At 36.0% G+C, this 8,602-nt stretch carries 8 protein-coding genes; all 8 read left to right on the plus strand.

The window, feature by feature from the left end:
* Positions 1-335: 335 nt before the first annotated feature.
* The 8 genes from ACFPM4_RS14335 (at position 336) to ACFPM4_RS14370 (ending at position 7,895) form a co-directional block, all read left to right on the plus strand.
* The gene (locus ACFPM4_RS14335) at positions 336-1,181 is read left to right on the plus strand and encodes an energy-coupling factor ABC transporter ATP-binding protein (protein ID WP_382352983.1); all 846 of its coding nucleotides are present in this window, start codon (positions 336-338) and stop codon (positions 1,179-1,181) included.
* On the plus strand, positions 1,157-2,026 hold the full coding sequence (locus ACFPM4_RS14340; RefSeq protein WP_382352986.1) for an energy-coupling factor ABC transporter ATP-binding protein: 870 nt from the start codon (positions 1,157-1,159) through the stop codon (positions 2,024-2,026). Before ACFPM4_RS14335 ends, ACFPM4_RS14340 begins: the two co-directional genes overlap by 25 nt.
* Positions 2,023-2,820 carry an energy-coupling factor transporter transmembrane component T family protein gene (locus tag ACFPM4_RS14345; protein WP_382352989.1) on the plus strand — a complete coding sequence of 266 codons (798 nt, stop codon included), beginning with the start codon at positions 2,023-2,025 and terminating at the stop codon, positions 2,818-2,820. Before ACFPM4_RS14340 ends, ACFPM4_RS14345 begins: the two co-directional genes overlap by 4 nt.
* Positions 2,821-2,835: 15 nt before the next feature.
* Positions 2,836-3,576: a tRNA pseudouridine(38-40) synthase TruA gene (gene truA / locus ACFPM4_RS14350; protein WP_382352992.1), complete on the plus strand. Its 741-nt coding sequence runs from the start codon at positions 2,836-2,838 to the stop codon at positions 3,574-3,576.
* A gap of 166 nt (positions 3,577-3,742) precedes the next feature.
* Positions 3,743-4,180, plus strand: a complete 438-nt coding sequence (rplM, locus tag ACFPM4_RS14355) for a 50S ribosomal protein L13 (RefSeq protein ID WP_144924423.1) — start codon at positions 3,743-3,745, stop codon at positions 4,178-4,180.
* Positions 4,181-4,202: 22 nt separating this feature from the next.
* Positions 4,203-4,595: a 30S ribosomal protein S9 gene (rpsI, locus tag ACFPM4_RS14360; RefSeq protein WP_144924420.1), complete on the plus strand. Its 393-nt coding sequence runs from the start codon at positions 4,203-4,205 to the stop codon at positions 4,593-4,595.
* Between the two features lie 378 nt (positions 4,596-4,973).
* Entirely contained in the window at positions 4,974-6,170 is a 1,197-nt protein-coding gene (locus ACFPM4_RS14365) for a hypothetical protein (protein ID WP_382352996.1), read from the plus strand.
* Positions 6,171-6,935: 765 nt separating this feature from the next.
* Positions 6,936-7,895 (plus strand): DMT family transporter, encoded by a 960-nt coding sequence (locus ACFPM4_RS14370; protein WP_382352999.1) that lies wholly within the window; start codon positions 6,936-6,938, stop codon positions 7,893-7,895.
* The last annotated feature ends 707 nt before the right edge of the window (positions 7,896-8,602 follow it).

Consider the following 8,602-nt stretch of genomic DNA (forward strand, 5'->3'; position numbering starts at 1 on the left):
AGGTTTTGTCTAGTACAGACCTAGCTCCTCGAAGTAGAATTGACTGAATCAATAAATGTCAAAAGACAGACTAATTCATTTCAGAAAGTTTGCTTGTTTGAGGGCCGCTGGTGCGAGTACTGGGGGGTTAATATTAAGCCATCCATACTTTTATATACATCAGCTTTTGTGTGATCCTGTCTAGCTCAAGCGCCTCCTCCTCACACTCTAGGAAATACTAGTGATAAATGATAGTAACTGATTGTCAGTTCTTCGGAGTGAGGTGCAGGCTTTTTTTCTATTTACAGACTTTTTTAATAATACATAGTTAATACATTAACAGAGGGGGAATTAACATGAGTGAACACGAGTCTATTATCGATATTAAAGATATTTCCTTTACATATGAAGGTCAGGATTCGTTTGCTTTACAGAATGTCTCCCTTACTGTTACAAAAGGTGAATGGCTTGCGGTTGTTGGTCATAACGGTTCTGGCAAATCGACTTTAGCAAGAATATTATTAGGACTTCAATTTCCCAATAGTGGTACTGTCATGGTTGATAATAAAGTATTAACAGAAGAAACCATTTGGGATATCCGCAGAGTGGTAGGGATGGTATTTCAAAATCCTGATAATCAATTTGTTGGATCAACTGTACAAGATGATGTGGCTTTTGGTTTAGAGAATAACGGTATTCTTCATGATGATATGGTATTAAGGGTAGAGGATGCTCTTAACCGTGTACACATGTCCGATTTTCTTAATCAAGAGCCACACCATCTTTCAGGTGGACAAAAACAGAGGGTTGCAATAGCTGGTATCATTGCACTAAGCCCGAAAGTAATCATATTAGATGAAGCTACATCTATGTTGGATCCTTTAGGGCGTGAAGAAGTCTTGAAGACCGTGAAAGATTTAAAGGATGAGCAAGGTTTAACTGTCATATCGATAACTCATGACTTAGAAGAAGCTGCAAAAGCAGATCGAGTTATTGTGATGAATAAAGGACAATTTTACAAAGAAGGTACACCTAGTGAGATATTCCAACTAGAAGAGGAGTTAATATCATTAGGTTTAGATATACCTTTTCCGATTAAAATGGCAAATGCTTTAAGAGATAGAGGGATTCTAGTCCCTAAAAACTTTCTGACAGATATTGAGTTGGTGAATGAGCTATGGACATTACACTACAACAAGTAGAATATAAATATCAGGCCAATACCCCTTTTGAAAGGATGGCTATACAAAATGTTGATTTTTCGATACCACATGGCACATTCATGGCATTGATTGGACATACTGGTTCTGGCAAATCAACCCTGCTCCAACATTTAAATGCGTTATTACAACCGACAAAGGGACGTGTCATCATCGGCGATCGTGTAATAAATGCTGAGAAAAAGGAAAAAAAGCTACGCCCTATTCGTCAGAAGGTAGGGATTGTGTTCCAGTTTCCTGAACACCAACTATTTGAAGAAACAGTGGAGAAGGATATTTGTTTTGGTCCGATGAATTTTGGTGTTTCTGAAGAGGAAGCAAAAGCACGTGCACGAAAATTAATTGTAGATGTAGGACTGACAGAGGATGTACTTCATAAATCCCCATTTGATTTGTCTGGTGGTCAAATGAGAAGAGTTGCAATTGCTGGTGTACTAGCAATGGAGCCCGAAGTATTGGTATTGGATGAACCTGCTGCAGGTTTAGATCCACGAGGTCGGACGGAAATAATGGAAATGTTCCACCAGCTTCATAAAGAAAAGAATCTTTCTACAATATTAGTAACTCATAGCATGGATACTGCGGCAAAATATGCAGATGAAATTGTTGTGATGCATAAAGGTCAAGTAAGGAAACAAGGGAAACCTCGCGATATTTTCTCCGATCCAGAAGAATTGCTTACATTAGGATTAGATATCCCGGATGTTGTAAAGTTTCAGTATATGTTTGAAAAGAAATTTGCAAAAAAAATTGGAAAGACTTGTTTAACGATAGAGGAACTGGCGGAAGCAATTGAAAAAATGATGCGACACGGTGAAACATCATGATGGAAAAAATGATATTTGGTCGTTATATTCCTGGAGATTCTGTTATTCATAAGCTAGACCCACGTTCAAAATTACTATTTGTATTTGGGTTTATTTGTATTATTTTCATCGCCAATAATATAGCAACATATGGATTTTTATTTGTCTTTGTTGCATTTTTGATTATGCTTACCAAAATCAAAGTTACATTTCTTTTTAATGGACTAAAACCAGTTTTATTTCTTGTTCTTTTCACCTTTGTATTGCAAATTTTATTTAACAAAGAAGGAGAAGTTATTTATTCCCTTGGATTTGTCAATATTTATGAAGAAGGCTTAAAACAGGGGATTTATATATCTATACGCTTCTTTTTATTAGTATTTGTATCATCATTATTAACCCTTACAACAACACCAATAGAATTAACAGATGGGTTAGAAAATGTATTACACCCATTAAAGAAAATACGGTTTCCTGTACATGAACTAGCTCTAATGATGTCAATTTCTCTTCGATTCATCCCAACCTTAATAGATGAAACAGATAGAATTATGAAAGCACAAATGGCTCGGGGTGTGGACTTTTCTAGTGGGACAATCAAAGAAAGAATTCAAGCAGTACTCCCACTATTAATTCCATTATTTATTAGTTCCTTTAAAAGAGCCGAGGATTTAGCGATTGCAATGGAAGCAAGAGGTTATCGTGGTGGAGAAGGAAGAACAAAGTATCGACTGTTAAGATGGAAATTTAGGGATACAATGGTTTTATTTGTATTGATAATACTTACAAGTGGACTAATTTTATTGAGATCATAATAAGGAATGAAATATATGCAACGTTATAAAGCAATTGTTTCTTACGACGGTTCAACTTTTTCGGGATATCAAATTCAACCTAAGGCAAGAACTGTTCAAGGTGAGCTAGAACGTGCATTGGGAATGATGCATAAGAGTGAAGAAGTGAAAGTAACTGCTTCTGGTAGAACAGATGCAGGTGTTCATGCTAGGGGACAGGTTATTCATTTTGATTCACCACTGCAACTTCCTCCTGAGAGATGGTTAAAAGCATTAAATGGCTTACTACCAGCAGATATAGCTGTTGTAGAAATTGATTCAGTACCATCAGACTTTCATGCTCGCTTTGATGTGACTGGAAAAACATATAAATATTTTCTATATAAGAGTAAGGTAAGAGAGCCATTTAAAAGAAATTATGCTACTCACTTTCCATATGATCTAGATGTAGAATTAGTTCGAGCAGCAACTAGCTATTTGCTTGGAGCACATGACTTTACAAGTTTTTGTTCTGCAAAAACAGACACCGACAATAGAATTAGAACCATCTATAAAATTGAAGTAGTCGAGAATGAAAATGAGGTAGTTTTTTCCTTCACCGGAAATGGATTCCTATATAATATGGTGCGAATTCTAGTAGGAACTTTATTAGATGTAGGTATCGGCAAGATTACGCCTCAACAAGTAGAATCGATCGTAAATGGTCGTGATCGTGCGCTTGCTGGTAAAACAGCACCTGCTCAAGGCTTGTATTTGTGGGAAGTATTTTATGATTAATTTCTTCCTAACAACTTCACCTGGTGTTTAAAAAATCCTTGACTTTGCTTCTCAAAAACGATATTATATCCTATGGTATTGTTTTTAATCCCACGATAAGCCCCGGAACTTATTGTGATTAAATAAAACGAACTTTGAATTTCTTTTAAAAATTGGAGGGTAACAAATGCGTACTACGTATATGGCTAAAGCCAGCGAAATCGAACGTAAATGGTACGTTGTAGACGCTGAAGGCAAGACTCTTGGTCGTCTTTCAACAGAAGTAGCGTCCATCTTACGCGGTAAACATAAACCAACTTTCACACCGCATGTTGACACTGGAGATCATGTAATTTTAATTAATGCTGAAAAAATCGAATTAACAGGTAAAAAGTTATCTGATAAAATCTACTACCGCCACACAGGTTATGCAGGTGGTATTAAATCTAGAACAGCTCTTGAAATGCGTACAAAATATCCTGAGAAAATGCTTGAGCTTGCAATCAAAGGCATGCTTCCAAAAGGATCTTTAGGACGTCAAATGTTCAAGAAATTGCATGTATATGCTGGAGCGGAACATCCACACGAAGCACAAAAACCAGAAGTTTACGAACTTCGCGGATAATCACTAAAGGGAGGGAATTATATTGGCACAAGTTCAATATTATGGTACAGGTCGTCGTAAAAGCTCTGTTGCCCGTGTACGTTTAGTACCTGGTGAAGGCCGTATCGTTATAAATAACCGTGATGTAGAAGATTATATTCCATTTGCTGCATTACGCGAAGTAATCAAACAACCACTTACTGCAACTGAAACAGTAAATAGCTATAATGTATTAGTATCAGTTAAAGGTGGCGGCTACACAGGACAAGCAGGAGCAATCCGTCATGGTATCGCTCGTGCATTGCTTGAAGTAGATCCTGAATACCGTGGCACTCTTAAGCGTGCAGGTCTATTAACTCGTGACCCACGTATGAAAGAGCGTAAAAAATACGGTCTTAAAGGCGCTCGTCGTGCACCTCAGTTCTCAAAACGTTAATTTCAGACGTTCAAAGGCTCTTTCCGCTTTTGTGGAAAGGGTCTTTTTTATATGCACAAAAATCTTTTTTGACCACACGTGAACTAAACCTTCGGATATACGAGCAATATATCTCACTTTTTGTTCAGAACCATTAAGTTTAAATAACTCAGTATGGTTTTACTTTTTTGGTACGACATCTCATTATGTTAATTTAGAAGAACAATTCAAATAGAGGATCTTTATTTAGTAGTTCTGAGGATTTTGTTTTCTGGTTTCTTACTCAATTTATATGAAACTTCAAACTTCTTGTATTCAACCGATATAGTATACCGATGGCTTGGTTACCAATTTCAAAAATAAAGCTAAGCAAATATAAAAAACAGAAGGTGAAAAAATGTGAATTCGAGAACGCCAAATAAAAATTCTAAAAAGGTTCTAATGATGATCGTTGGAATTGTTGTATTAATTGTTGCAGGTACTGTAGGGATTCTTATGAGTAAAGGAAAGGCAGAAGAGTCAAATGAGGATCTGGACACTAAAGAACCTACTAAAGTTTCAATTGAGCAAAAGGTTGAATACGGAGATGACATTGGGGATAAAACATTTACAATACATATGGAAGATGAGACAAAGGAAGCAAACTTTGTTGACTTAGACCCAGAGGTTGACACAATGACGGTTGGTAATACTGAACATAGGTTAGAGTTGGAAGATGAAATTTTCGATGTGACAGTTGTCGTTGAAGATACTCAAAAGCCAGTGATTAAAGGTGTTAAGGATGTCATTGATTTTGAAGGGGAAGAAGTAGATATAGAGGAAGAATTGAAGAAATTGATTACTGCAGAAGACCCAGTTGACGGAGAATTAGACATAGTGTTCGAGATTGAAGAAGATAAGGATAAAGAAAATAATTATAATGTGACGGCTGAAGCGACAGATGAAAATGGCAACAAAACAACTGAAAGATTTGAAGTAGTTGTAAAGGTAGTGGTGAAGGAAGAAAAAGTTGACAAGAAGGATGAGGAAAATAAGTCGTCTTCTATAGCTTCTAAGTCGGAAAATGACACGTCAAAACCTAAACAGGAAAAACCTAAGGAAGAAATTCCTAAACAGGAAAAAACTAAACAAGAGGTACCAAAGAAACAAGAGCCTAAACAAGAGGTAGCAAAGAAAGAGCCAAAGCAAGAAAAACCAAAGCAGGAAAAGGCTAAAACGGAAGAACCTAAAGAAGAAAAACAGCCTCCGGTATTAGACACTGGTGCTCCACCGTTAAAAAGTCCTAGTGGGATTCCAAGTGGTGCAACATTGACCCAAGAATTATTACCGAGTTTTCACATGTACAGTTACAATAGGTCACTTCCTGGTGGAGGTTCAATTACTAAAGTTGACGTATCTTCCGATTATGGTGGTAGTGCAACGATGGTAGGTACAGATAATGATGGCAACAGCTTCATAGCTAGTTACTATGTAAGTCATCCCAATAATATCTCATATCAAGTGATTGGACCGATGGATAAACCTACGTTCACACAAGATGACAAAAGTCTACTGTTCGAGGTAGGTAGAGCATTCACTAGAGCATATGGAATGTAATAACAGCATTCTTTTGCTTAAAAGTGTTTCTCCTTGAAGGTAAGGATAATAATAACTTTTAATTGTTAATTGAAAGAGCAAGAAAATAAAAAAGTGAATTTTTATTTAACCAGAAGAAGACGCATAAGAGACAAAAGAAGTTCTAACAATAAAACTTCTAAAGAAAATCCAATTATCGTAAATAAAGTCTTTGTATGGTTACATTGGACAACAAAAAGATGGCTAAAATTTCAACTCCGAAATTTTAGCCACCTTTTTTATTGAATGTTTATCGCAAACAAAGTATTGTAAGATTTTCAGTGTCCTCTCCAAAGTAGGTTTAATTCTAAATAAAAGATAATACCTCTTATAGCTGTGACTGTGTGAAATTCCTTAAAACTGAAAATATCATTTACTATGCCTGAGAGTTATCAAAATGTTAATATTGTATTCAACTAACATCTATTACTTTGGTTCGGATTAGTTCAAGTAATATCATTTTCGATATTTTTTCATACGTTTTTATCCATTTGCAATTCCGCAAGACGTTGATATAAATGGCTTATGAGGTATTCGATATACTCGGAATTTAACTGGATACTTCTCAAAACGATAATTTCAGACGTTCAAAGGCTCTTTCCACGGAAAGGTCTTTTTTATATGCACAAATAGCAATAAAATATCTTATATTTGTAACTATGCATGACAGAGTAAATTACAAGGTCAAATGGGAAATACCACAAGGGAGAAAGACGTCATAACACTGCTGCGGGGAGGTAAACTAAAATGAGTAATAATAATGCTTCACCAATTCTTGGTGTAATATTTGGTATGATAGCAGGAGCAGCTTGGGGGCTAGCATTTCTTATACCAAGTATGCTCTCTAACTTTTCATCATTGGAAATTACTTTAGGGCGCTACCTTATGTATGGATTATATTCACTTTTATTATTTATAATTTACAAAAAGAACCCTTTGCATATTCCGCCAAGAGTTTGGTATAGAGCAATGCTTTATGCTTTCACTGGTAATATAGGTTACTTCTTTTTTCTAGTATTAGCTATTAAATATACCGGTGCGACTATTACCACGTTGATAATCGGAACTTTACCTATAATTATTAGTATTGTTGGGAACCTTTTACATAAAGAATTTCCATTTAAAGTAATGGTGATTCCTGCATTTTTAATATTAGTAGGTATCTATTTGTTATATAGCAATGAACAAGGAGACATAAGTAGTATAACTGTATCAAAAAGTAGTGTTTTGTTTGGGTTGCTATGTTGTATTATAGCTCTTGCCTTGTGGACGTGGTATGGAATCTCTAATGCTAATTTCCTCAAAAAAGAGTCTGAAGTTTCTCCTGACCTTTTCTCCACTATCGTTGGTGTCCAAACGCTAACATTAGTTTTTATTGCCCTGCTTATTAGTAAGCTAACAAATCAGCAAATAATCGGTAACCTTTTAGGGAAAGACTACTTTTATCATTATTTGCTTGGAATTATTGTTTTGGGAGTTATTGCTTCATGGGTAGCAACATGGGCATGGAATCAAACGTCTATACGATTAACTGTCTCCATTGCAGGTATGATGATCGTTTTTGAAACAATCTTTGGCTTACTTTATTCATATTTCTATCAGTCTACATTTCCTTCCGTGTTGGAAATGGTAAGTATTGTCTTTATTCTGACGGGAGTGACGTTTGGAATATGGAGAATTAATACATATCAAAAATCTTATAACTAATCAAGTCCGTTCTGAATAATCGAAGAGAGTGTTTCATTAGGAAAACGTGTCTTCAACCTTATTAAAGAAATAATCATCTAACAGAAAATAACAATAATGTGTTATTAACAGATATATTCATTTTTAGAGGAAAGGTAGAGATACCTACTCCTGAAGAGGATATCCTTGAGTAGGAGTAAATTAAATAGGGGAATGTATTATGAGGTAAAAAATATCCTTAATTTATTTTTATTAGCTATCTTTCTTGTTGGCTGTTCAGAGACTGAAATAGGTTGAACGAAGATTAAATACCGTGTCCTTCTTATACAGTAATCTCAATAGCTACGAAAATAGGTTGAGACAAAACGGTTTGACCTGGATGTAAATCCGAACAATGTAAGTGTAGCTATAACGCTTCGGAAATACACTTCGCTTTCCGCGGGCTTAGAAAAGTGAAAGGCGCTTGGGATTTGAAGGAAGGCTAATTTCGCAACATCCTGTTCCAACGCCTTCCTGACCCGCCTCGTGCGGGCCAGCGACAAGCAAATGTTCTGAGACAAAGAAAGGCGGTCTTTGCCTTTCATGTCTCAGGTTATTTGACCTCGAGCCGATAGCGCCTACAACTAGACAAGGCTAATGAGCCTCCTGATATGAACGAAACTGTCAAGGCTCCCACTCAATATTTTGTAATATAGATTTTTGGGCAACTTTAAGTTAAGGAGCTGTTT

The organism is Lederbergia graminis (assembly GCF_042655485.1).
Taxonomy (GTDB): Bacteria; Bacillota; Bacilli; order Bacillales; family Bacillaceae_C; genus Lederbergia; species Lederbergia graminis.

What these genes read in the sequence shown, in the direction of transcription:
- ACFPM4_RS14335 (WP_382352983.1), top strand. Translation starts at nt 336, where the DNA reads ATGAGTGAACACGAGTCTATTATCGATATTAAAGATATTTCCTTTACA.
- ACFPM4_RS14340 (WP_382352986.1), top strand. Translation starts at nt 1,157, where the DNA reads ATGGACATTACACTACAACAAGTAGAATATAAATATCAGGCCAATACC.
- ACFPM4_RS14345 (WP_382352989.1), top strand. Translation starts at nt 2,023, where the DNA reads ATGATGGAAAAAATGATATTTGGTCGTTATATTCCTGGAGATTCTGTT.
- truA (WP_382352992.1), top strand. Translation starts at nt 2,836, where the DNA reads ATGCAACGTTATAAAGCAATTGTTTCTTACGACGGTTCAACTTTTTCG.
- rplM (WP_144924423.1), top strand. Translation starts at nt 3,743, where the DNA reads ATGCGTACTACGTATATGGCTAAAGCCAGCGAAATCGAACGTAAATGG.
- ACFPM4_RS14370 (WP_382352999.1), top strand. Translation starts at nt 6,936, where the DNA reads ATGAGTAATAATAATGCTTCACCAATTCTTGGTGTAATATTTGGTATG.